Source organism: Inquilinus sp. YAF38 (genome assembly GCF_052113205.1).
GTDB lineage: Bacteria > Pseudomonadota > Alphaproteobacteria > DSM-16000 > Inquilinaceae > Inquilinus.
In genome coordinates this window covers 22,456-45,565 of the sequence record NZ_JBFRCU010000029.1, presented here as the reverse complement: position 1 = coordinate 45,565, position 23,110 = coordinate 22,456, and the positions used below count along the sequence as shown (strand labels likewise).

The 23,110-nt window shown below is 71.3% G+C and carries 17 protein-coding genes; 4 read left to right on the top strand and 13 right to left on the bottom strand.

The features are described 5' to 3' along the window. The first annotated feature begins 69 nt into the window (after positions 1-69). Complete coding sequence (locus tag AB4Z01_RS15370; RefSeq protein ID WP_441694988.1) at positions 70-1,275, top strand: MFS transporter; 1,206 nt, start codon at positions 70-72, stop codon at positions 1,273-1,275. A gap of 15 nt (positions 1,276-1,290) precedes the next feature. Here AB4Z01_RS15370 and AB4Z01_RS15365 read toward each other — a convergent pair whose 3' ends face one another. The 8 genes from AB4Z01_RS15365 to AB4Z01_RS15330 form a co-directional block, all read right to left on the bottom strand. Then, positions 1,291-2,154 carry an N-acetylmannosamine kinase gene (locus tag AB4Z01_RS15365; protein ID WP_441694987.1) on the bottom strand — a complete coding sequence of 288 codons (864 nt, stop codon included), beginning with the start codon at positions 2,152-2,154 and terminating at the stop codon, positions 1,291-1,293. Continuing rightward, entirely contained in the window at positions 2,144-2,989 is an 846-nt protein-coding gene (locus tag AB4Z01_RS15360) for a MurR/RpiR family transcriptional regulator (RefSeq protein ID WP_441694985.1), read from the bottom strand. The genes AB4Z01_RS15365 and AB4Z01_RS15360 overlap by 11 nt, the downstream gene beginning before the upstream one ends. 9 nt (positions 2,990-2,998) lie before the next feature. Beyond that, entirely contained in the window at positions 2,999-3,820 is an 822-nt protein-coding gene (locus AB4Z01_RS15355; protein WP_441694984.1) for a carbohydrate ABC transporter permease, read from the bottom strand. Beyond that, a complete protein-coding gene (locus AB4Z01_RS15350; protein WP_441694982.1) occupies positions 3,817-4,707 on the bottom strand; it encodes a carbohydrate ABC transporter permease in 891 nt (296 codons plus the stop codon). Before AB4Z01_RS15350 ends, AB4Z01_RS15355 begins: the two co-directional genes overlap by 4 nt. Next, positions 4,707-6,026 carry an ABC transporter substrate-binding protein gene (locus AB4Z01_RS15345; RefSeq protein WP_441694981.1) on the bottom strand — a complete coding sequence of 440 codons (1,320 nt, stop codon included), beginning with the start codon at positions 6,024-6,026 and terminating at the stop codon, positions 4,707-4,709. Before AB4Z01_RS15345 ends, AB4Z01_RS15350 begins: the two co-directional genes overlap by 1 nt. A gap of 34 nt (positions 6,027-6,060) precedes the next feature. Further along, on the bottom strand, positions 6,061-6,747 hold the full coding sequence (locus AB4Z01_RS15340; RefSeq protein ID WP_441694980.1) for an N-acetylmannosamine-6-phosphate 2-epimerase: 687 nt from the start codon (positions 6,745-6,747) through the stop codon (positions 6,061-6,063). A gap of 105 nt (positions 6,748-6,852) precedes the next feature. Further along, complete coding sequence (locus tag AB4Z01_RS15335) at positions 6,853-7,875, bottom strand: substrate-binding domain-containing protein (RefSeq protein WP_441694978.1); 1,023 nt, start codon at positions 7,873-7,875, stop codon at positions 6,853-6,855. A gap of 55 nt (positions 7,876-7,930) precedes the next feature. Beyond that, a complete protein-coding gene (locus AB4Z01_RS15330; protein ID WP_441694976.1) occupies positions 7,931-9,316 on the bottom strand; it encodes an ROK family protein in 1,386 nt (461 codons plus the stop codon). A 505-nt stretch (positions 9,317-9,821) separates the two neighbouring features. Between AB4Z01_RS15330 and AB4Z01_RS15325 the strand changes: the two genes are divergently transcribed. Further along, entirely contained in the window at positions 9,822-10,859 is a 1,038-nt protein-coding gene (locus tag AB4Z01_RS15325) for a LysR family transcriptional regulator (protein WP_441694974.1), read from the top strand. 19 nt (positions 10,860-10,878) lie between these two features. Here the strand turns inward: AB4Z01_RS15325 and AB4Z01_RS15320 are convergent, their stop codons facing one another. The 5 genes from AB4Z01_RS15320 to AB4Z01_RS15300 all read right to left on the bottom strand — a co-directional run bounded on the left by AB4Z01_RS15320 (position 10,879) and on the right by AB4Z01_RS15300 (position 16,994). Beyond that, complete coding sequence (locus tag AB4Z01_RS15320) at positions 10,879-11,472, bottom strand: sarcosine oxidase subunit gamma (protein WP_441694973.1); 594 nt, start codon at positions 11,470-11,472, stop codon at positions 10,879-10,881. Next, on the bottom strand, positions 11,465-14,425 hold the full coding sequence (locus AB4Z01_RS15315; RefSeq protein WP_441694971.1) for a sarcosine oxidase subunit alpha family protein: 2,961 nt from the start codon (positions 14,423-14,425) through the stop codon (positions 11,465-11,467). Before AB4Z01_RS15315 ends, AB4Z01_RS15320 begins: the two co-directional genes overlap by 8 nt. Next, positions 14,422-14,691 carry a sarcosine oxidase subunit delta gene (locus AB4Z01_RS15310; protein ID WP_441694970.1) on the bottom strand — a complete coding sequence of 90 codons (270 nt, stop codon included), beginning with the start codon at positions 14,689-14,691 and terminating at the stop codon, positions 14,422-14,424. Before AB4Z01_RS15310 ends, AB4Z01_RS15315 begins: the two co-directional genes overlap by 4 nt. 12 nt (positions 14,692-14,703) lie before the next feature. After that, positions 14,704-15,954 carry a sarcosine oxidase subunit beta family protein gene (locus AB4Z01_RS15305; RefSeq protein WP_441694969.1) on the bottom strand — a complete coding sequence of 417 codons (1,251 nt, stop codon included), beginning with the start codon at positions 15,952-15,954 and terminating at the stop codon, positions 14,704-14,706. A gap of 95 nt (positions 15,955-16,049) precedes the next feature. Continuing rightward, on the bottom strand, positions 16,050-16,994 hold the full coding sequence (locus tag AB4Z01_RS15300) for a GlxA family transcriptional regulator (RefSeq protein WP_441694967.1): 945 nt from the start codon (positions 16,992-16,994) through the stop codon (positions 16,050-16,052). 153 nt (positions 16,995-17,147) lie between these two features. Between AB4Z01_RS15300 and AB4Z01_RS15295 the strand changes: the two genes are divergently transcribed. Both AB4Z01_RS15295 and AB4Z01_RS15290 read left to right on the top strand, forming a co-directional pair. Beyond that, positions 17,148-20,447, top strand: a complete 3,300-nt coding sequence (locus AB4Z01_RS15295) for a transglutaminase family protein (protein ID WP_441694965.1) — start codon at positions 17,148-17,150, stop codon at positions 20,445-20,447. 28 nt (positions 20,448-20,475) lie between these two features. Beyond that, a complete protein-coding gene (locus AB4Z01_RS15290; RefSeq protein WP_441694963.1) occupies positions 20,476-22,965 on the top strand; it encodes a circularly permuted type 2 ATP-grasp protein in 2,490 nt (829 codons plus the stop codon). Positions 22,966-23,110 lie beyond the last annotated feature (145 nt).

Sequence of the window (23,110 nt, the reverse complement as noted above, 5' to 3'; positions counted from 1 at the left end):
GATCGTCCGGCAAGTCCATCCTATCTTTTGCTGCACTGCACAGCAAAACCTCTTCGAAGGACGGTCCCCATGAGCCAGGGAACACAGCGGACGGGCGCGGCACCGGCGCGGGAGGAGCCGGCCTGGGGCGCGGTCGTCTCGATGACGCTGGGCGTGTTCGGGCTGGTGACGGCGGAGTTCCTGCCGGCCAGCCTGCTGACGCCGATGGCGGCGGATCTGCACGTGAGCGAGGGAATGGCCGGCCAGGCGGTGACGGCGACCGCGGTGGTGGCGCTGGTGACCAGCCTGCTGGTCTCGACCGCGACCCGGCGGATCGACCGGCGCTATGTGCTGCTGGCCTTCTCGATCCTGCTGACGGTCTCGAACCTGCTGGTCGCCTTCGCCCCCGGCCTGCCAGCCTTGCTGCTGGCGCGGGTGCTGTTGGGCGTGGCCCTGGGCGGCTTCTGGACCATGTCGGCGGCGACGGTGATGCGGCTGGTGCCGGAGGCGGTGGTGCCTCGCGCCCTGTCGCTGCTGTTCAGCGGCGTCTCCGCCGCGACGGTCGCGGCCGCCCCGCTGGGCAGCTATTTCGGCGACATCATCGGCTGGCGCGGCGTGTTCCTGATCGCTGCGGCGCTGGGGCTGCTGGCGCTGGCGGTGCAGTTCGCCACGCTGCCGCGCATGGCGCCGAACACGCGGACCAGCCTGCGCACCCTGGTCGATGTGCTGGCCCGGCCGCAGGTCGGCTTCGGCATGCTGGCCGTGCTGCTGGTGTTCACCGGGCATTTCGCCTTCTTCACCTATATCCGACCGTTCCTGGAGACGGTGACCGGCGTCGGCATCACCGGCGTGTCGGGCATCCTGCTGGGCTTCGGCATCGCCAACTTCCTCGGCACCCTGCTCGGCGGCTTCCTGCTCGAACGCAGCATGCGGCTGACCATGATGCTGATGCCGCTGACCATGGGCGTGCTCGGCCTCGGCCTGGTGGCGGTGGGCGGCGGAGCGCCGGTGGCGAACACGGCGATGGTCGCCCTGTGGGGCGTGGCCTTCGGCGCGGTGCCGGTGGCGTGGTCGACTTGGCTGACCCGCACCGTCCCCGACGAGGCGGAAAGCGCCGGTGGCCTGCTGGTGGCGGCGGTGCAACTGGCGATCGCCACCGGCGCCGCGGCCGGCGGCGCCATCTTCGACGTCAGCGGCGCGCTGGGCGTGTTCACCGGCGCCGGCGTGGTCTTGCTGGTCGCCGCGGCGATGATCGTGGTCGGTATCCGGCCGCGGACGGCGACGGCGGCGGCCTGACGACAGCGGGGCTGGTCAGCCCAGCAGGTCGGCCATGCCAATCAGCCCCGCATCGTGACCCAAAGCGGCCGAGCGCAGCGGCAGCCGAAACTGCCGCGGCTCGGCCGCCAGCGCGTGTTCCACCCGATTGAGGAACCCGTCGGCCAGGCCGACGCCGCCGCCGACCACCGCGAGGTCGAGATCCAGCGCCGCCTTCAGATCGGCCAGCAGCCGGGCGATGGCGGCGGCGGCGCGGTCGATCAGCACTGCTGCGGCCGGGTCCGCCCGCCGGAACAGGGCCGGCGCGTCCATCTCTTCTCCGAATTCGGCGGTCGCCGCGGCCGCGAGAGCCCGGCCGGAAGCGACGGCTTCGACGCAGCCGCGCCTTCCGCAGCCGCAAAGCGGCCCGTCCGGCACCGCCACGACGTGGCCGAGATGACCGGCCAGCCCGCCGGGCCCGACCCGCAGCTCTCCGTCCAGCACCAGCCCGCCGCCGACCCCGGTCGAGACGGTCAGAAACACCATCGACCCGACGCCCCGCGCGGCGCCATGACGGAACTCGCCCCAGGCCGCGGCCTGGGCGTCGTTCACCGCCCGCACCAGCACGCCGAGCCGGTCCTGCAGCGCCGCGACCAGGGGCGAGTCCGGCGGCACCGGCAGGGTGCCGGGATTGGTGGCGGACAGTTTTCCATCGCGTACCAGCCCGGTGGTGGCGATGCCGACCGGCCCGTCGGCCCAGCCCGCCACCAGCGCGGCGACGGCCTCGACCAAGCTCTCGAACCTTCCGTCGCGCGGGGTGGCCGCCTGGCGTCGTTCCAGCACCTTAGCGCCCGCCACCCGGGCCGCGGCGATCTTGGTACCGCCGAGATCGACGACGGTGACGGCGGGCTCAATACCCACGGTCGGTCACGCTCTGCGCGGTGCGGCGGATGGCGTCGCGGGCGGCGGGGTCGCGGTCGGCGATGGTCTCGAACAGCATGTCGACGATCACCAGCTGGCTGATCTTCGACGCCAGCGCGCCGCCGGTCAGCGGCGTCTCCGGGGTCGAGGCCAGCAGCACCACATCGGCCAGCCCGGTCAGCGGGCTCTTGGTGCGGTTGGTGATCGCCGCCAGGAAGGCCCCCGCGTCCTTCGCCAGCGTGGCGGCGCGGACCACGTCGAGGGTCGAGCCGGAGCTGGAAACGGCCAGCGCCACGTCGCCTTCGCCCAGCGAAGCGGTCGCCATCGCCGCCATATGCGGGTCGTCATGCGCCACCGCCTGCAGCCCGACGCGGGCCAGCTTGTACTGGGCGTAGCGGGCGGTGATCGCCGAGGCGCCGACGCCGAACACCAGCACCCGCCGGGCCGCGCGCAGCCGGTCGGCAACCGCCTCCACCGCCGCCGGGTCCAGCAGATCCTCGGTCTGGCGGAGCGCGTCGACGGCGCGGTCGACGATGCGGAACAGCGCGTGCCGCCCCACCTCCTCCGCCCGCGGCGGCTGGGCCGAGGCGAGCTCGGTCGCCAGCGCCAGCTTGAAGCCCTGGAAGCTGGTGAAGCCCTGCTCGCGGCAGAAGCGGATCACCGAGGCCTCGGAGGAGCCGGAGGCCTCGGCCAGCTCGGTCACGGTCTGGGACAGCACCCGCTCCGGCCCTTCGAGCACATAGTCCCCGATCCGGCCCAGCGCCGGCGACAGGCCGGGATTGGCGGCGCGCAGGCTGGCCAGCACCTTGCGCCCGATGGTCGAGGTCTCGCTCATGGCTCCATCCTACCCCTTCACCGCGCCGGCCAGCATCGCCCGGCCGAGATAGCGGTAGCTGACCAGGCCGAGCAAGAGCGGCGGCAGCACGCTGAGCATCATCGCCGCCGCGGTGGCACCCCATCTCACGCCCCAGGAGGTGATGAAGAAGGTGGCGCCGACCGTCACCGGCACGGCGTTGCGGGTGGTCAGGATCAGGCCGAACAGGAACTCGTTCCAGCTGTAGATGAAGCTGAGGATGGCGACCGCCACCAGCACCGGCCGGGCCAGCGGCAGCACGATGTGGCGCAGCACGGCGAAGGTCGAGGCGCCGTCGACCCGCGCCGCCTCCTCGATCTCCTGCGGCAGGTCCTGCAGGAAGCCGACCAAGAGGATCAGCGCCAGCGGCAGGTTGATGATGCAGGAGATCAAGGCGAGGCCCAGCCGGGTGTCGAGCAGGCCGAGCGCCTGATACAACAGGTAGAACGGGATGGCGAAGATCACCAGCGGCAGGGCGCGCAGGTTGGTGACCACCGGCAGGATGGTCTTGGTCCCCTTCCCCAGCCGGGCCATGGCATAGGCGGCCGGCACGCCGAGCCCGAGCGCCAGCACCGTGCCGCCGAGGGCGATGACGGTCGAGTTCATCAGGTAGCGTGGGAAGTCCAGCGATCGGTCGGTCAGCACCGTGCCGTAATGCTCCAGCGTCGGCGCGAACAGCCAGACCGGCGGATAGGCGTTGATGTCGAGCGTGGTCTTCAGCGAGGTCAGCAGCGTGACGATGACCGGGATGTTGAGGATGAGGACCGCCAGCAGGAACACCGCCCAGCGCAGGCCTGAGACGAGGCGCGTCATCCCCGCGATCCCCTCAGCATCTGCGCCATCAGCAGGCGCAGCACCACGATCGAGGCCAGCAGCAGCAGCATGGAGGCGGCGACGGCGGGGCCGATCCGATCCTGCTGGAAGAAGGTGCGGTAGATGTAGATCGACAGGCTCTGGGTCAGCGTGCCGGGGCCGCCGCCGGTCAGCACATAGATGTGGTCGAACACCCGGAAGCTGTCGATGAAGCGGATGAAGCCGGTGATCGCCAGCGCCGGCACCATCAGCGGCAGGGTGATGCGGCGGAACACGGCCCACGACCCGGCACCGTCGATCCGCGCCGCCTCCACCAGGTCGCCCGGGATCGCCTGGTAGGCGGTCAAGAGCGCGAGGAAGGCGAAGGGCGTCCACTGCAGCACCTCGATCACCGCGACGGTGGTGAAGGCCCAGTCGACGCCCAGCAGGTTGCCGCTGAATCCGACCAGCTGCAGGTATTGCGGAATCACTCCGACGAAGTCGTTCAGCATCAGCCGGTACATCACGCCCAAGAGGGCCGGCGACACCATCATCGGCAGCAGCAGGAACGCCATCAGCCAGCGCCGCTTGGCGATCAGCGGGTCCAGCACCAGCACCAGGGCGAAGCCGAGCACCAGCTGCGCCGCGGTGACCACCACGGCGAAGCGGGCGGAGAAGCCGACCGCGCCCCAGAAGGCCGGGTCGGCCAGCACCGTCCGGTAGTTGTCGAGCCCGACCCAGCGCGGCGACCACAGGCCGGTGAAGCGCACCTCGCTGAGGCTGTAGACCAGGTTGGCGACGGCCGGGAAGCCGAGCAGGAGCGCCAGGAACAACAGCAGCGGCCCGAGCAGCCACAGCCCGTCCCAGCGCCCCTCATAGGGCCGGCGCCCGGCCCTGGCCCCCGCCATCAGCCCTTGATCCGGTCGGCCATGCCCTCGGCCGCCTGCTTCAGCGCGGTGTCGAGGTCGAGCTGCCCGGCCCAGAAGGCGGAGAATTTCTCGGCCAGCACCTCATAGATCGGGACGGCATAGGCGGCGGTGCCGCCGGTGACGACGAAGCCATAGCGGTCGACGAAATCGCCGACCAGCGGGAATTCCGGCCGGGCCGCCGCCATCGCCTTCAGGATCTCCGGCACCGGCGGGGTGCCGCCGGCCTGGGCGTAGACCGTCATGGCGTCCTTGGTCGCCAGCCAGGCCAGGACCTTGCCGGCGTCGGCCTTGTTCTTCGACGCGGTGTTCAGGCCGATGCCGAGGGAATGGACATGACTCTTGTGCCCGGCGCTGCCGGCCGGCAGCGGGGCCAGGCCGATCTTGCCGGCGACGGTCGGCGACTTCGCCGGGTCGTTCAGCTCGTTGAAGGCCGCGTTCCACTGCAGCATGGTCGCCGCCTGGCCGGCCTGGAAGGCGGCGTTGGCCTCCGGATACTCGTAGCTGATCGATCCCGGCGGCGTCGCCTTCGCGTCGATCAGGGTCTTGTAGACCTGCAGGCCGGTGCGGGCGGCCGGGCCGTCGATCGCCGGCTTGCCGTCGGCCAGCCAGTCGCCGCCATTCGACACCAAGGTCGCCTGCCACAGCATCACGTTGAAGATCAGGTTCTTCATCTGCAGCACGGTGCCGAAGCGGGTCGGGCTGTCCGGGTTGTCGGCGACGCTGAAAAACAAAGCGGTGGCGATCCAGTCGTCCCAGCTCCAGTCGTCCGGCGCCTTCGGCTGCATCTCGCGACCGAGCTTCTCCTTGGCGATCGCGGCGTAGCGCTTCTGCCACTCCGGGTCGGACAGCAGCCGGTCGACCAGGTCCTTGCGGTAATAGAGGAAATGCACCGAGATGTCGGTCGGCACGCCATACAGCTTGCCGTCGAAGGTGAGGGATTGCAGAGACACCGGCGCGAAGGCCGCCTTGGCCTCGGCCGGCACGTCGATCGGGTCGAGATAGGGGGCGTAGCGGCCGAGCGTGTAGGTGGTGACCAGCGCCAGGTCGAACTCGCTCGACCCCGCCGCGAGATCCGCCTGCTCCTTCTCGAAATAGCCCTGGCGGCTGAACAGCAGTTGCTTGACGGTGATGCCGTCGGCCTGGCCCGGCCCGGCATTGTAGGCGTCCAGCACCTTCTGCATCGCTTCGCTTTCCGGCCCCGGCCAGAACAGCAGCGTGACCTCGCCCGCCATGGCGGCGGAGGAGAACACCGACAAAGCCAGCCCGGCCAGTAGGGTCTTGCGCAAAATCGTCATCATGGTTTGCCCCCTGCTTGTTTTTGGTGAATGGCCCTCAGCCCGCGCCAAGGGCGTCGAGGAACCAGCGCGTCACATGTTCCGGCCGGGTGATGGCCGAGCCGGCGACCACCGCATGCGCCCCCGCGGCCAGGGTCGAGGCGGCATGCTCCGGCGTCCGCACATTGCCCTCGGCGATCACGGTGAAGCCGTCCGCCGCCAGGTCGGCGACCAGGGCGAGGTCCGGCTCGGTCGGCTCCGGCCCCGCGACATAGCCGGCGAGGGTCGAGGCGACGATGTCGGCGCCGGCCGCCGCGGCCGCCCGGCCCTCGGCGCGGGTCGAGACATCGGCCATGGCGATGCGGCCATGGCCGTGGATGCGAGTGATGAGTTCCGCCACAGCGACCGGACGGATCCGGTCGGTGGCGTCGAAGGCGATGATCTCGGCACCGGCTTCGGCCAGGGCGTCGACATCGGCGAGGTGCGGCGTGATCCGGACCGGGCTGTCGGGCAGGTCGGTCTTGACGATGCCGATCACCGGCACCCCGGTGATGCGGCAGACCGCGGCGACCCGCTCCACCCCCTCGATCCGGAGGCCGGCGGCGCCGGCGCCGACCACCGCCCGGGCCAGCGCCACCACGAATTCGGTGCGGTCGAGCGGGCCACCCACGACCGGCTGGCAGGATACGATCAGCCGGCCACGCAGGCGGCCGAGGACGGCGGAGGAAAAGGCGGCGTCGAGCATGCCGACATGCTGTGTCAGATGGTATTTTTCATCAACAATAAAATTCGGATGAAAAATTTCTTCAGACGCTAGGCCATGGGTGCTGTGCGAGGCGCAGGCGGCCGGCTACGACGTCGCCCGCTTCCGCACGTCCAACCGTCGTGCCCGCAACAGGCCCGGCGGCGCCGGAGCGTGCCAGACCACCTGATAGGCTTCGACGACGTTCTGATCGGTCACCGCGAGACCTGGCAGCGCGACCCAGGGCGGCAGCGGCCGGCCGACCAGAGCCAGCAGCGTCGCGAGGCCGGCGGCCATGCCCTGGTCGTAAGGGCGCTGCGAGGCGATGCCCTTGATCAGGTCGCCTTCGCTGAGCTCGGTGGCGACCGTGACGCCGAGATCCACGGTGGCGATGGGCAGGCCGAGCCCCCGCGCCCGCACCGCCGAGACGACCCTGATGGCCGGCTCGTCCCAGGTCACGAACAGCCCTTCCAGATCACCGTTTTCGGCCAGGAGGCGATCGAAGGCCGCGCCGGCGTCGTCGATCGCCCGGAACTTGCCGCGGACCAGCGTGACGTCCGGCCGGTGCAGCTGCATCCATTTGCGGAACGCGATCTCGCGCTCATTGGTGGCGAAGAAGTCGACGCCGTAGTTGACGATGCCGGCCACCGCCTCCTCCGGCAGGTGCGGCGCCAGCAGCTCGGCCGCCATCGCACCGAGGCCGAAATTGTCGGTCGACACCATGCAGGCATAGTCCGCGCCCGGCAGCATGCCCGTCGGCGCATTGTCGAGCAGCACCAGCGCCTTGCCGGCATGCGAGATCGCCATATGCGCCTCGGCCACCCGGGCATTGCCGATCGGGATGCTGATCACGGCATCGACCGGTTCTTGCGCCAGGCGCTGCAGTGCCTCGCTCTGCGCCTCGCCGTCGAAGCCGCAATCGACCACCTCGACCACCGCGGCGGAGTATGAGCCGAGCACGGTGGCGATCCCTGCCAGCTCCTGGCTCGACCAGTCGCTGGTCGTGGTGTGCAGCACGACGGCGACGCTGAAGCGGCCGGCACGCGCGGCAGCGGCCTCCGCCTCCGACATCGCGATCTGGTCGGCCGGTACCGCCCGTTCGCCATGCGGCCCCAGGCCCTTGATCACCATGCGCCCCCCTGTGCCTCGATCGCTATCCTCGTCTCCCCAGCCTCACCATACCCGTCTACCGCGGCACCGGCGACAGCCGGGCCGGCGCGTCGTCCGCCCGGCTCCGCGACCGGGCCGCATTCGCGAGGGCCGGCAGGCCGGGCAGGCGCCGCGGCGTGCCCAGGGTGATCCAGCCCTGCAGCATCTCGGTCGCGAACAGCTCGTCGGCCGCCACCTGGGCCGCACCGACCAGGCCGGAGGATCCGCCCATCCGCGACCGGACGATCCGGAGATCCCGCGTGGCCAGGGGATGGGACTGGCGGTAGATGGCTTCGCGGATGGCGGCAAGCAGAATGTCGCCAGACGGGTCCGCATTGCCGCCGAGGACGACCAGCGACGGATTCAGCAGATTGACCAGGGGCGCCAGGCTTTCGCCGACCAGCCGCCCGCAGCGGGCGATCAGCTCGGCGCAGAAGGCGTCGCCGAGCTGGGCGCCGTGCCCGACATCGGCGGCCGTCAGCTCGCCGCTGCGGGCCAGCGCATCGGCGAGATAGCGGCTGCGGCCGTCCTGTGCCGCCGCCAGGCCGCTGCGGGCGACGGCATCGCCGCCCGCCACTGCCTCAAGGCACCCGCGGCTGCCGCAACGGCAGGTGACGGCTCCGTCCTCGCCGGTCGGAACATGGCCGATCATGCCGGCGGCGCCCTGGGCACCACGATGCAGCCGGCCCCCGGAGACGACGCCGGCGGTGATGCTGTGCCCGAGATTGACGAACAGCATGTCGGGGGCGCCGGTCCCCGATCGCAATTCGCCCATCGTCATCATCTGGGTGCTGCTCTGGACCCAGGCCGGGGCGCCGAGGCGCAGCGCCATCTCGGCGACGAGATCGAAGCTGGCCCAGTCCTCCAGCGTCTCCAGCCGGAGTCCGGCCCCCTCCCCGTCACCGGTCCCGACCGGCCCCGGAAGCGCTAGGCCGACGCCCCAGATCGCCGATCTGCCGCCGTGATCCTCCATCAGCCACAGGAACAGCGTGGTCAACCGATCGAGGATCGCGGCCGGGCCGGCGCTGAGATCCGCCGCCTCATGGTGCTCGCCGAGCAGCCGCCCGGTCAGGTCGGCGACGCCGACGGCAATCGTGGAGCGGTCGAGCGCGGCCACCAGCAGCGCCCCAGCGCCGCCGTGGAAGCGCAGATGGCGCGGCGCCCGGCCGCGGCCGGGCTGGCCGAGATCGCCCTCCTCGACCAGCCCCAGCCCCGTCAGGATGGCGAGCCGGTCGGCCACCATGGCGCGGCTGAGCTCGGCCTCGCGCTCAAGGTCGAGCCGGGTGGTGGCGCGGCCGCTGCGGATCAGCGTCAGCAGCTGCGCCAGGGTGGCATGGGAGGCGTCGATCGTGCGCGGCCGCCCGACCGATCGGACCGGCCTGGCGGGTCCAGCCTGGATGCTGGGGTCCTGCCCCCTTGTCATCGATGCGGCTCCTTCCCTCTCGGGATCCGAACCCGCCATCAATGGACCGGAAACGCCATTGATACAATGGAGTTTTTGAATTTTTCGGCAGAAGTATGCGTCCTTATGCGTCTCAATCGTTTGACCGAGCGCCGAATCCGCCACAATAGTATCGGCGACGGAAGAAAAACCTGCCCAAAAAACTCCGCAATTCGCCGGCCGCTGGCCACGCAGCCTCGCGTCACGACGATGCGGAACATTCCCGACCGAGGGAGAAGAACCATGGGACTCACCAGAGGCTGGGAGAGGCCGATATTGGGCGGGCCCGCCTAGCTCGATGTTTTTCTTGTCTGACAATTCCCAATCTCGGCAACCCCGGCACCGTGCGCCGGAGGACCGTAATCCTCGATACCTAGCAAGTTATCCACAAGCCGCAATCATACGAAACGGCGGTGGTTCGACGGCATCCGGATGGATTGACCGCCGAACCCCGCCGGCCCGGGACGCCAGAGCCGAGGAGGAGCGCATGCACACAGACATGGCTATGAGCCTGAGCCGGCATGCCGATCGCATCGGAGACGGAGCTGCGACGGCCGGGCGAGCGGCGCTCGGCAAGGGCGAGGGAGCCGGGCGCGTCGGCGGCATCAACCTCGCCTCGGTCGACCTGAACCTGCTGGTGGCGCTGGAGGCGCTGCTGGAACAGCGCAACGTGACCTATGCCGGCCAGAGCGTCGGCCTGAGCCAGCCGGCGATGAGCCGGGCCCTGGCGCGGCTGCGGGGCATGTTCAACGACGAATTGCTGGTGCGCACCTCGACCGGGCTGGCCCCGACGGCACGCGGCGAACAGCTGCTGGCGAAGCTGCCCCCCACCATGGGCTCGATCCGCGAGATCCTGGCCAGCCGCGGCTTCAGGCCCGAAGACACGAAGTCGAAGATCGCCGTCGCGATGCCGGAGCATCAGGCGCTGGTGCTGCTGCCGCGGCTGCTGCCGCGCCTGCGGTCGCGGGCGCCGAACCTCGATATCGTCGTCAATCCTCTCCTGGCCGGAACGCTCAGGCATCTCGAGAGCGGCGAGACCGATCTCGCCCTCGGCCAGGTCGACGACACGCCGCCGGGATTCTTCCGGCGCACGCTGTACACGGACCGGTTCGCCTGCCTGCTGCGCCGCGACCATCCCGCGCTGCAGCACGAATGGACGGCGGAACTGTTCCGCACGCTCCGCCATGCCGTGATCGCGCCGAGTTCCGGGAGCGGCTTCGGCCAGGTCTACGATCCGCTGGCCAAGCTCAGGCTGCCGGACCAGGACCCGCTGACCGTGCCCAACATGATGATGGCGCCGATGATGGTGAGCGAGACCGATTTCGTGCTCACGGTGCCGCGCCGGGTGGCGATGCGGGCGGCCGCGATGCTGCCGCTGGCGGTGATGGAGCTGCCGATCGAATCCCCGTCCTACGAGGTCTCGATGATCTGGCACGAGCGCAGCCATCGCGACCACGAGCATGGCTGGATGCGCTCCGAGATGGCAGCCGCCACCCTGGATGTCGTCCGCAGCCTGGCCGAATAGGCCGGCCGCAGCACGTCTTTCAGCCGGCCTCGACCGCGCAGCCGAACTCCGCCGCGGAGGCTTCGAGCCAGCGCCAGAGGCTGCCGGCGAAGCTGCGGTAGACCACGATCTCGTAGGTCGGGCGGTCGTCGAGCTGCCAGAGCTGGGCGCCGACATGGGCGATCACGGTCACCGCCGAGTCGCCCGGGCCGAAGGCGCGCGGATGCAGGTCGAGACCGACGCCCTTGATCAGCGCGTCGCGGGCCTGCGGTCCGGAGACTCGCAGCACGGCGAGGCCATCGCTCTGGTCGCTCACGGCCGCGAAGGCGCCGACGGCCCCCGAAAGCTCGCGCGCCAGGTCGCGGCCGTCCTCGGCCACGGCGAGCCATTGGCCGGGGCCGGACCAGATGAAGGCGAGGCCGCCCTGCTCCACCCGCTTCGGCATCGATGGCAGGTCCAGGCCAGTGCGGGACCGGACCGCGGCGGCGAGATCACCGGCCCGGCCCTTGCGGGCGATCAGCCTGGCCATCGCCAAACCGTTGCGCGGGCGAACGATGACGCCGGGCTCGCCCTCGGCGCGGCCGGTCCGGCCGGGCAAGCCGATGAAGGCGGATCGGGGGGTGAGGTCAGGCACGCAGGCGCTCCCCTTCCGGGTCGTGGAACACGGGCGACATCACCTCGACCGCTATTTCCTCGCCGCGCACCGGGTCGCAGGCGCGGAGGGTCTCGCCGATCCGCGCCGGGCCGCCGGACAGCAGGCCAAGGCCGATCCAGTGGCCCAAGGCCGGCGAGAAGGCGACCGAGGTCATGTAGCCCTGGTCGTTGGCTGCCGTGGCCACAGCGCCCTGCGGGATGAAATGCGCCCCGGCCCGGAGCCGCCGCGACCGGTCGACCGGCCGGAAGCCGACCAGGGCCGGCCGCACCGGATCCACCAGCCCCGGCCGCCCGGCCAGGACCCGGCCGATATAGTCCTTCTTGGTCGACATCATCCGGCCGAGGCCGAGATCGGCGGCGGTGGTCTGGCCGCTCAGCTCGTTGCCGGCGGCATGGCCCTTCTCGATCCGCATCACGCCCAGCGCCTCGGTGCCGTAGGGGGTGACGCCGAGATCGGCGCCGACCTGCATCAGCCGGCGCACCAGCGCGTCGCCGAACCGCGCCGGCACCGCGACCTCATAGGCGAGCTCGCCGGAGAAGGAGATACGGAACAGCCGCGCGGCGACGACGCCGCAGACCGTCAGCTCGGCCGCTGCGAGATAGGGGAAGGCCTCGTTGCCGATGTCGAAGGGGGCGTCGACGATCCGGGCCAGCAGCGCGCGCGCCTTCGGCCCGGCCACCGAGAACTGCGCCCACTGGTCGCTGACGGAGGTGAACTGCACGTCGAGCTCCGGCCACAGGCATTGGTGGCAGAACTCCATATGCTGGAACACCTTGGCCGCATTGGCCGTGGTGGTGGTGACCAGGAACCGGTCCTCGCCCAGCCGCGAGGTGGTGCCGTCATCCATGACGATGCCGTCCTCGCGCAGCATCAGCCCGTAGCGCGCCTTGCCGACCGGCAGCGTGGTCCAGGTATTGATGTAGAGCCGGTTCAGGAACTCGGCCGCGTCGGCGCCCTGCAGGTCGATCTTGCCGAGGGTGGAGACGTCGCAGAAGCCGACGGCGGAGCGGACCTGCCGCACCTCGCGGCTGACCGTCTCCAGCCAGTCCTTCTCGCCGGGACGCGGGAAGTACTGGGCGCGCAGCCAGGCCCCGGCCTCGACGAACACCGCCCCCTGCTCCGCCGCCCAGTCATGCGACGGGGTCAGCCGGGTCGGGCGGAAGTCGCGGCCGCGGGCGTGGCCGGCGAAGGCGCCCAGCGACACGGGGGTATAGGGCGGGCGGAAGCGGGTGGTGCCGACCGCCTCGACGTCGCGCCTGGTGAGCTCGGCCATGATGCCGATGGCGTTGACGTTCGAGGTCTTGCCCTGGTCGGTCGCCATGCCGAGTGTGGTGTAGCGCTTGAGGTGCTCGACTGCGCGGAAGCCCTCGCGCTCGGCCAGCTCGATGTCCTTGTCGGTGACGTCGTTCTGGAAATCGACGAAACGCTTGCCGCCGCCGCCCTGAACCCGCCAGAGCGGGCTGACGCCGGTCGGCTCCGGCGCCGCCTCCGGCGGATCGAAGCTGCCGCTGTTGAAGCCGCAATCGCGCGCGGCCTCGGCCCCGGCCCGGCCGCCGCCGGCGAGGCAGCCGGCCAGGTCGAACACGCCGGCGGCGCTGCCGGCCACGGTCATGCCGGCGGGCAGGTCGCCCGGGACGAAGGCGGCGAGGCCTGCGTTCCAGGCGGGGCGGCCGCCGAGATGCGAGGTCAGGTGGACATTCGGGCTGAAGCCGCCGGACATCGCCAGCAGATCGCAGGGCAGCGTTGCCGACCGGCCCGACGCGTCGCGGATTTCGACCGCGTGCAGGCCGCGCGCGCCGCCGATGGCGCGGGTCACCACAGCGCCGGCCAGGAGCCGCGCGCCGGCCTGCTGCAGCGTCGATCCCGGCCTTGCGTCGACGATCGCCTCCACCGCCACCCCGGCGGCGGCGAGGTCGGCGGCCACGGCGCCGGCGGTGTCGTTGTTGGCGAAGACCACGGCGCGGCGGCCCGGCGCCACGGCGTAGCGGTTCAGATAGGTCCGGACCGCACCGGCCAGCATCACGCCGGGCCGGTCGTTGTCGCCGAACACCAGCGGCCGCTCCAGGCTGCCGGCCGCCAGCACGCAGCGCTTCGCCACGATGCGCCACAGGCGCTGGCGCGGCGCGTGCGGCTCGGGCACTGGGAGATGGTCGCCGACTCGCTCGACCGCGCCATAGGTGCCGTGGTCGAACACGCCAAACACGGTGGTGCGGTGCAAGACTCGCACCTCGGGCAGGCTCGCCAGCTCGGACTCGGCCGCGGCAGCCCAGTCCGGCGCCGGCCGGTCGCCAACCGAGCGGTGCTCGAACAAGAGGCTGCCGCCGAAGCGGGCGCCCTCGTCGCACAGGATCACCCGCGCCCCAGACCGCCCGGCCGCCAGCGCCGCCGCCAGCCCGGCCGGGCCGGCGCCGACCACCAGCACGTCGCAGTGGATCGTCGCCTTCTCGTAATGGTCGGGGTCCGGCGCGGTGGCGGCATGGCCGAGGCCGGCGGCGCGGCGGATCAGCGGCTCGTAGACGGTCTCCCAGAACCGGGCCGGCCACATGAAGGTCTTGTAGTAGAAGCCGGCGGCGAAGACCGGGGACAGCAGCCCGTTCACCGCCATCAGGTCGAAGCCGAGGGACGGCCAGCGGTTCTGGCTGTCCGCCTGCAGCCCGTCGAACAGCTCGACCATGGTGGCACGGCTGTTCGGCTCCCGCCGGGCGCCGCGGCGCAGTTCGACCAGCGCGTTCGGCTCCTCCGCCCCGGCCGAGAGGATGCCGCGCGGGCGGTGATATTTGAACGATCGTCCGGTCAATCCGATGCCGTTGGCCAGCAGGGCCGAGGCCAGGGTGTCGCCGGGATGGCCCGCGAGCTCGCGCCCGTCGAAGCGGAAGCGCAGCGTCGCCGAACGATCGATCAGCCCACCGGAAGGGAGGCGGTAGGAGGTCATCGCTGAGCCTCCCCTCGGGCCCGGGCGTCGACGGCGCCGAGGATGCGGTGGTCGCGCGTGTTGCGGGTCACCACCAGCCAGGAGCGGCAGCCGCCGCCGTGATACCAGTATTCTGCCAGCGCCCCGGCCGGGTTGTCGCGGTGGTAGGCATAGTCGACGAAGGCGTCGATGCCGGCGTCCGGCGCCGGCCGCGTCACCGTGGCGTCGCCAAGATAGCTGAACTCCTCCGCCGCGCGCTCGCCGCAATGGGGACAGGGGATGCGCATCTCAGATGTCCCTCAGTGCAGGTTCGGCTGGGCGCCGACACCCTTCTCGTCGATCAGGTGGCCGGTGGCGAAGCGGTCGAGGCGGTAGGCCGCGTTCAGCGCATGCGGCGCGTCATGGGCGATGGTGTGGGCGAAGCACCAGCCCGAGGCCGGCGTCGCCTTGAAGCCGCCATAGCACCAGCCGGCGTTGAGATAGAGGCCGCGGATTGGCGTCCGGTCGATGATCGGGCTGCCGTCCATCGACATGTCCATCAGCCCGCCCCATTGCCGCAGCAGGCGCAGCCGGCCGAGCTGCGGCAGGATCGCGAGGCCACCCTCGACCACATCCTCGACCACCGGCAGGTTGCCGCGCTGGGCGTAGGAGTTGTAGCCGTCGATGTCGCCGCCGAAGACCAGGCCGCCCTTGTCGGATTGGCTGACGTAGAAATGCCCGGCGCCGAAGGTGATGACGCCGTCGACCAGCGGCTTCAGCCCCTCCGACACGAAGGCCTGCAGCACATGGCTCTCGATCGGCAGCTTCAGCCCGGCCAGGGCCGCGACGCGGGAGGAGTTGCCGGCGCAGGCCAACCCGACCTTGGCCGCTCGGATGCGGCCGCGACTGGTCTCGACCCCGACCACGGCGCCATCCTCGACCGCGATGCCGGTGACCTCGCAGTTCTGGATGATGTCGACGCCGCTTCTGTCGGCGGCGCGGGCATAGCCCCAGGCGACGGCGTCGTGCCGAACGGTGCCGCCGCGGCGCTGCAGCAGCCCGCCCTGGATCGGGAAGCGCCCATTGTCGAAGTCGAGCAGCGGCACCAGCGCCCGCACCTGGTCGCGATCCAGCAGCTCGGCATCGACGCCGTGCAGCCGCATGGCGTTGCCGCGCCTGGCATAGGCGTCACGCTGGGCGTCGGAGTGGAACAGGTTCAAGACGCCGCGCTGGCTGACCATGGCGTTGTAGTTCAGGTCCTGCTCCAGCCCCTCCCACAGCTTCATCGACCATTCGTAGAACGGGATGTTGCCGGGCAGCAGGTAGTTGGAGCGGATGATGGTGGTGTTGCGGCCGACATTGCCGCCGCCGATCCACCCCTTCTCCAGCACCGCGACGCGGGTGATGCCGTGCTCCTTGGCCAGGTAATGGGCGGTGGCCAGGCCATGCCCGCCGCCTCCGACGATGATGACGTCGTAATCCGGCTTCGGCGCCGCGTCGCGCCAGGCCGGCGTCCAGCCTTTCTGGCCCCTGAGGGCCTGGCCCAGCACCGAGAAGATCGAATAGCGCACGCAGCCTCCACCGCCGGATGGCCTGCAGTATCCGGCAGACCCGGATCGCGATTTGCCTCAGCGCGCCACTGGCATGTCCCAATGGGACAAGCGGCTCAGCCCTCACGCTCCTTCGCCGGAGGATGGCCGAAGCGGGTGCGGTAGCTGCGCGAGAAATGGCTGGCGCTGACGAAGCCGCAGGCCAGCGCCACCTCGGTCACCGACAGCGTGGTCTGACGCAGGTGGCGCCGCGCCGCGCGCAGCCGCAGGTCGAGGTAATGCTCGGCCAGGCTGCGGCCGAGCCGGTCGCGGAACAGGCGTTCGAGCTGGCGCAGCGACAGGCCGGCGATCGCCGCCAGCTCCGGCCGCGACAGCGGCTCCTCGATCCGCTGCTCCATCGCCGCCAGGGCCGCCAGCAGGCCGGGATGGCTGACGCCGAAGCGTCGGCGCGGGTCGAGCCGCTGCGGGTCGTCGCCATGGCGCAGCTGGGTGTGCATGAACCAGTCCGCGACCTGGGCGGCCAGGGCCGGGCCGTCGCGCCGGCCGATCAGGGCCTGCATCAGGTCGAGCGCGGCGATGCCGCCGGAGCAGGTCAGCCGGCCGCGGTCGATCTCGAACAGATGCCCGCTCGGCTCCAGCTCCGGGAAGCGCTCGGCGAAGGCGGCGTGGTGGTCCCAGTGCAGGGTGAAGCGGTGGCCGCCCAGCACCCCGGCCCGGGCCAGCAGGTAGGGACCGCCGGAGACCGCGCCCAGGGCCGTGCCGTGCCGCGCCAAGTCGCGCAGCCGGGCCAGGGTCGGCGGGTGGTCGAAGCCCTCGACCCCGGTGCCGGCGCAGACCACCAGCAGGTCGGCCTCGGCCATCGCTTCCGGCGGCCGGTCCGGGGCGATGGCGATGCCGTTGGAGGCACGCACCGGCTGCCCGTCCGGGCTGAAATGCAGCCAGCGGTAACGCTCGCGCCCGCCCAGCAGGTTGGCGGCGCGCAGCGGCTCGATCGCCGCGGCATAGGGCATCAGCGGGAAGTTCGGGATCAGCAGGAAGCCGACCGTGTACGCCCCCTCCATCCGCCTCCCTCCTGCCGCCCGGGCGAAGGGGACGCGATCGACCGCTCCGGGTCAAGCCTCGGTCGGCGCTTGCATGCTTCTTGCTTGCAGACGCGCACAGTCTCACTCTCCGACTGCGGGACGTCCCGTGGTCCAGCCGAGGCAGGAGCGTCCGTGTCCATCGTCGCCGCCCTTCACCACGTCACCCGCTACCGCTACGACCGCCCGGTGGCGCTCGGGCCCCAGGTGGTCCGGCTGCGCCCGGCGCCGCACAGCCGCACCCGGATCCCGAGCTATTCGCTGACCGTCACGCCGGCCGAGCATTTCGTGAACTGGCAGCAGGACCCGCACGGCAACTGGCTGGCGCGGCTGGTGTTCCCGGAGAAGGCGACGGAGTTCGCGATCGAGGTCGACCTGACGGCCGAGATGACCGTCATCAACCCGTTCGACTTCTTCATGGAGCCCTACGCCGAGGCCTATCCCTTCGCCTACCCCAAGGAGTTGCGCGTCGAGCTCGCGCCCTATCTCGAGCCGGAGCCGGCGGGCCCGCGCCTGACCGCTTTCGTGGCGGGGCTGCCTCAAGAAGAGGCACGCACCATCGATTTCCTGGTCGGGCTGAACGCCCGGCTGCAGCACGACATCCGCTACCTGGTCCGGCTGGAGCCCGGCGTGCAGGAGCCGGAGGAGACGCTGGCCCTGGCCGCCGGCTCCTGCCGCGATTCCGCCTGGCTGCTGGTGCAGATCCTGCGCCGGCTGGGCCTGGCCGCCCGCTTCGTCTCCGGCTACCTGATCCAGCTCAAGGCCGACATCGACCCGCTGGACGGTCCGAAGGGCACCGACAAGGACTTCACCGACCTGCACGCCTGGGCCGAGGTCTACATCCCCGGCGCCGGCTGGATCGGCCTCGACGCCACCTCCGGCCTGCTGTGCGGCGAGGGCCACATCCCGCTGGCGGCAACGCCGCATTACCGCTCCGCCGCCCCGATCAGCGGCGTGGTCGAGCCGGCGGAGGTCGAATTCGAGTTCGCGATGGAGGTGTCGCGCATCATCGAGCCGATCCGCATCACCATGCCGTTCTCGGACAAGGCGTGGCAGGCGCTCGACCGGCTGGGCGAGCAGGTCGATGCCGACCTCGCGGCCCAGGATGTCCGCCTGACCATGGGCGGCGAGCCGACCTTCGTCTCGATCGACGATTTCGAGTCGCCGGAATGGAACATCGCCGCGGTCGGCCCGACCAAGCGCATCTTTGCCGACGACCTGATCCGGCGGCTGCGGACCCGCTTCGGCCCGGGCGGACTGCTGCATTACGGCCAGGGCAAATGGTATCCGGGCGAAAGCCTGCCGCGCTGGGCCTTCGGCCTGTACTGGCGGCGCGACGGCAAGCCGGTCTGGCGCGACCCCGGCCTGCTCGCGACCGAGGCCGCCCGCCCGGCCGAGGCCGGCGCCGCCGAGGCCGGGCGCTTCGCCGAGCGCGTTGCCGAACGGCTCGGCCTCACCGGCTATGTCATGCCGGCCTATGAGGATCCGGCGCATTGGCTGCTGAAGGAGGCCGAGCTGCCGGCCAATGTCGACCTGCGGGACCCGAAGATCGCGGACCCGGAGGAGCGCGCCCGCATGATCCGGACCTTCGAGCGCGGCCTCGCCGCCCCCACCGGCTACGTCCTGCCGGTGCAGCGCTGGGCCGCGCGGCACGGCGGGCGCTGGATGAGCGAGCGCTGGGCCCTGCGCCGCGGCCGGCTGTTCCTGATCCCCGGCGACTCCCCGGTCGGGCTGCGCCTGCCGCTGAGCTCGCTGCCCTGGGTGCCGAAGGACGAGTATCCCGAGGTCGTGCCGCAGGATCCGTTCGACGAGCACCCGCCGCTGCCGGACTTCCACCAGCCCCGCCCGGCGGTGGCGGCCGGCGGGGTCGCCCCGCGGCAGCCGGTCGCGCCGCAGCGGGATCCGACGGTCGAGGACGTGGTCCGCACCGCGCTGAGCTTCGAGCCGCGCGACGGGGTGCTGTGCGTGTTCATGCCGCCGGTCGAGCGGCTGGAGGACTATCTCGAGCTGCTGGCCGAGATCGAGGCCGTCGCCGCGGAGGCCGGCCTGCCGATTCAGATCGAGGGCTACCCGCCGCCGCATGACCCGCGGCTGCAGGTGATCAAGGTGACGCCGGATCCGGGCGTGATCGAGGTCAATGTCCACCCCGCCGCCAGCTGGCGCGAGGCGGTCGAGATCACCGCCGGCCTGTACGAGGAGGCGCGGCAGACCCGGCTGGGCACCGATCGGTTCATGACCGACGGCCGCCATATCGGCACCGGCGGCGGCAACCATGTCGTCCTCGGCGGCGTCACCCCGGCGGATTCGCCCTTCCTGCGCCGCCCCGACCTGCTGAAGAGCCTGGTGGTGTACTGGCAGCGCCACCCGGCCCTGTCCTACCTGTTCTCTGGCCTGTTCATCGGCCCGACCAGCCAGGCGCCGCGGGTCGACGAGGCACGGCACGATTCGCTGTACGAGCTGGAGATCGCCCTGGCCCAGGTGCCGCCGCCCGAGGCCGGCCCCCTGCCCCTGTGGCTGGTCGACCGGCTGTTCCGCAACCTGCTGGTCGATGTCGGCGGCAACACCCACCGCGCCGAGATCTGCATCGACAAGCTGTATTCGCCGGACGGCCCGACCGGCCGCCTGGGCCTGGTCGAGTTCCGGTCCTTCGAGATGCCGCCCGACGCCCGCATGAGCCTGGCCCAGCAATTGCTGCTGCGGGCCCTGCTCGCCTGGTTCTGGCGCGAGCCGCAGCAGGGCGGGCTGGTGCGTTGGGGCACCGCGCTGCACGACCGCTTCATGCTGCCGCATTTCGTCTGGCAGGACATGCTCGGCGTGCTGTCCGACCTGAAGCGGGCCGGCTATGCCTTCGATCCGGACTGGTTCGAGGCCCAGCGTGAGTTCCGCTTCCCGATCCTGGGCCGGGCCGAGCGCGGCGGCGTGGCGCTGGAGCTGCGCCAGGCGCTGGAGCCCTGGCACGTGATGGGCGAAGAAGGTGCCGGCGGTGGCACCGCCCGCTATGTCGACAGCTCGGTCGAGCGGCTGCAGATCCGGGCCGAGGGCTTCGTCCCCGGCCGCCACATCATCGCCTGCAATGGCCGCCGCCTGCCGCTCAACGGCACCGGCACCTCGGGCGAGGCGGTGGCGGGAATCCGTTTCAAGGCCTGGCAGCCGCCCAGCGGCCTGCACCCGAACATCCCGGTCCACACCCCGCTGACCTTCGACGTGATCGATGCCTGGAACGGGCGGTCGCTGGGTGGCTTCGTCTACCACTCCGCCCATCCCGGCGGCCGGAGTTACGACACATTTCCGGTAAATTCGTACGAAGCCGAAGCGCGACGGCTCGCGCGCTTCCAGGATCACGGGCATACTCCCGGGCCGATGGCCATGCCGGCCGAAGAGCGAACGAGCGAATTTCCGTTGACCTTGGATCTCAGGACACCCGTTGGCCGGTGAAGCTTCGCTGCGCGCCGGGGAGGATGCGATGACGGCCCGGACCGCGGCCCGGCGCCTGCAGGACTGGATCGCCGGCTACACCCCCCTGCCCGGCGTGCCGGACGAGCTGATCGGCCCGGACGGGAAGCCGCGCGCCTATTGGCGGGACTTCCTGGACGTCATGGCCAGGTTGGCGCCGGATGAGGCCGAGCGCCGCTTCGCCGCCGCCGACCGGCATATCCGCGACACCGGCGTATCCTATCGCGTCCATGGCGAGGCCAGCGAACGGTCCTGGCCACTGAGCCGCGTGCCGCTGCTGGTCTCGGCGGCGGAATGGCGCGAGATCGAGGCCGGGGTGATCCAGCGGGCGGAGCTGCTGGAGACCGTGCTGCGCGACCTCTATGGCGACGGCCGGCTGGTGGCGGAGGGGGCGCTGCCCGCCGCGGCAGTCGCCGGCAGCCCGGACTTCCTGCGCCCGCTGCACGGCGTGGCGCCGCCGGGCGGCCGCTACCTGCATCTTTACGCCGCCGATCTGGGCCGCGGCCCGGACGGGCGCTGGTGGGTGCTGAACGACCGGACCCAGGCGCCGTCCGGCGGCGGCTATGCGCTGGAGAACCGGCTGATCCTGTCGCGCGCCCTGCCGGCGTTGTACCACGAGATGAATGTCGAGCGGCTGGCCCCGTTCTTCGGCGCGCTGCGCGCCGGGCTGGCGGCGGTGGCGGACCGCTCCGACCCGCGCATCTGCCTGCTCAGCTCCGGCCGTTACAGCGAGACCTATTTCGAGCAGGCGCATCTGGCGCGCTATCTCGGCCTGATGCTGGTCGAGGGCGACGACCTGGTGCTGCATGACGGGCGGATCCATGTCCGCACCATCGCCGGGCTGAAGCGCGCCGACGTGCTGTGGCGCCGGGTCGACGCCGATTTCTGCGACCCGCTGGAGCTCAACACATCCTCGCGCCTCGGCGTGCCGGGCCTGCTGGAGGCGATCCGCGGCGGCCAGGTGGTGGTGGCCAACATGCCCGGCGCCGGACTGGCCGAGGCGCGGATCCTGCTGAGCTTCCTGCCGGCGCTGTGCCGCCGCCTGCGCGGCGAGGACCTGAAGCTGCCGAATGTCGCCACCTGGTGGTGCGGCCAGCCGCAGGAGCGCGAGACGGTGCTGGCCGCGCTGCCCGAGCTGGCGATCGCGGCCGCCTTCGGCGCCACCGTTCCCGGCTTTCCCGGCCAGCCCTCCGTGCTCGGCGCCGAGGCATCGCAGCGGGCGCGGCTGGAGGCGGCGATCCGGACCCGTCCCGTGGACTATGTCGGGCAGGAGGTGGCGCGGCTGTCGACCACGCCGGCCTGGCAGGACGGCAAGCTGGTGCCGCGGCCCTTCGTGCTGCGCGTCTTCGCCGCCGCCACGCCGGACGGCTGGAAGGTGATGCCGGGCGGCTTCTGCCGCATCTCCGACCGGCTGGACGCGCGCGCCGTGTCGATGGGCCAGGGGGTGCAGACCGCCGATGTCTGGATCCTGGCCGACAAACCGGTCGAGGCCACGTCGCTGCTGCCCCGGCAGGACCGCGTGCCCATACGCCGGATCGCCGGCAACCTGCCAAGCCATGCCGCCGACCACCTGTTCTGGTTCGGTCGCTATCTCGAGCGCGCCGAGGCGACACTGCGGCTGGTGCGGCGGCTGTGCTCGAGCCTGGTCGAGGCCGATCCCGCCATCCATGGCAGCGGCCAGACGCTGGACCGGCTGCAGAAGCTGCTGGTGGCCTGGGGCGCCGTGCCCCGGCCGAAGCCGGGCGACAGCGCCAGCGCCGTCGCCGCCGCGGCCCTGAACCAGACGGAGAATTACGGCGCCGCGATCTCGCTGGTGCGCTCGGCGCGGCGCGCCTCCTCCGGCATCCGCGAGCGGCTGTCCGCCGATTCCTGGCCGCTGCTGGCCGAGTTGGAGGAGCGGCTGGGCCTGCCCGGCGAGGCGGAGCTGCCGGAGGGCGAGACCTTCCACCGCGCCGACCGGGCCCTGCATGTGATCGCCGCCCTGTCCGGCCTGGCGCAGGAGAACATGAACCAGGTCGCCGGCTGGCGCTTCCTCGACATGGGGCGGCGGATCGAGCGCGGCATCAACACCTGCCGCTTCGCCCGCCACCTGGCCGAGCCCGACACCACCATCGACGACCTCGACGCGCTGCTGGACCTCGTCGACTCCCAGATCAGCTACCGGTCGCGCTACGTCATCGGTCCAGCCCTCGCGCCGGTGCGCGACATGGTGGTGCTGGACCCGTTCAACCCGCGGGCGGTGGCGTTCCAGGTCGAGCGGCTGCTGGAGCACCTGAAGGCCCTGCCGTCGCTGCGCGAGGACGGCATGCCGGAGGCGCCGCTGCGGCTGGCCACCATCATCTCCGGCACCCTGTCGGCGGCCCAGGCCGAATCCCTGGACAACAGCCAGATCCTGGGCTTCGAGCAGAAGCTGATGCAGCTGTCCGAGGCGATCGCCGACCGCTATTTCCTGCAGGGCCGCAACGCCGCGCGGCCCGAGAAGCTGACGGGGCTGTATTGATGGGGTCAAGCGAAGAGGACAGGCCTGACCGTGTTTCTCTTCTGTCATTGCCGGGCTTGACCCGGCAATCCAGAGGATGTCGACAATCTCTGGATGCCCGGGTCAAGCCCGGGCATGACAATAAAAACAGGCGGTCGGCCCTGCC

What these genes read in the sequence shown, in the direction of transcription:
- AB4Z01_RS15370 (WP_441694988.1), top strand. Translation starts at nt 70, where the DNA reads ATGAGCCAGGGAACACAGCGGACGGGCGCGGCACCGGCGCGGGAGGAG.
- AB4Z01_RS15360 (WP_441694985.1), bottom strand. Translation starts at nt 2,989, where the DNA reads ATGAGCGAGACCTCGACCATCGGGCGCAAGGTGCTGGCCAGCCTGCGC.
- AB4Z01_RS15355 (WP_441694984.1), bottom strand. Translation starts at nt 3,820, where the DNA reads ATGACGCGCCTCGTCTCAGGCCTGCGCTGGGCGGTGTTCCTGCTGGCG.
- AB4Z01_RS15350 (WP_441694982.1), bottom strand. Translation starts at nt 4,707, where the DNA reads ATGGCGGGGGCCAGGGCCGGGCGCCGGCCCTATGAGGGGCGCTGGGAC.
- AB4Z01_RS15345 (WP_441694981.1), bottom strand. Translation starts at nt 6,026, where the DNA reads ATGATGACGATTTTGCGCAAGACCCTACTGGCCGGGCTGGCTTTGTCG.
- AB4Z01_RS15340 (WP_441694980.1), bottom strand. Translation starts at nt 6,747, where the DNA reads ATGCTCGACGCCGCCTTTTCCTCCGCCGTCCTCGGCCGCCTGCGTGGC.
- AB4Z01_RS15335 (WP_441694978.1), bottom strand. Translation starts at nt 7,875, where the DNA reads ATGGTGATCAAGGGCCTGGGGCCGCATGGCGAACGGGCGGTACCGGCC.
- AB4Z01_RS15330 (WP_441694976.1), bottom strand. Translation starts at nt 9,316, where the DNA reads ATGACAAGGGGGCAGGACCCCAGCATCCAGGCTGGACCCGCCAGGCCG.
- AB4Z01_RS15325 (WP_441694974.1), top strand. Translation starts at nt 9,822, where the DNA reads ATGCACACAGACATGGCTATGAGCCTGAGCCGGCATGCCGATCGCATC.
- AB4Z01_RS15315 (WP_441694971.1), bottom strand. Translation starts at nt 14,425, where the DNA reads ATGACCTCCTACCGCCTCCCTTCCGGTGGGCTGATCGATCGTTCGGCG.
- AB4Z01_RS15310 (WP_441694970.1), bottom strand. Translation starts at nt 14,691, where the DNA reads ATGCGCATCCCCTGTCCCCATTGCGGCGAGCGCGCGGCGGAGGAGTTC.
- AB4Z01_RS15300 (WP_441694967.1), bottom strand. Translation starts at nt 16,994, where the DNA reads ATGGAGGGGGCGTACACGGTCGGCTTCCTGCTGATCCCGAACTTCCCG.
- AB4Z01_RS15290 (WP_441694963.1), top strand. Translation starts at nt 20,476, where the DNA reads ATGACGGCCCGGACCGCGGCCCGGCGCCTGCAGGACTGGATCGCCGGC.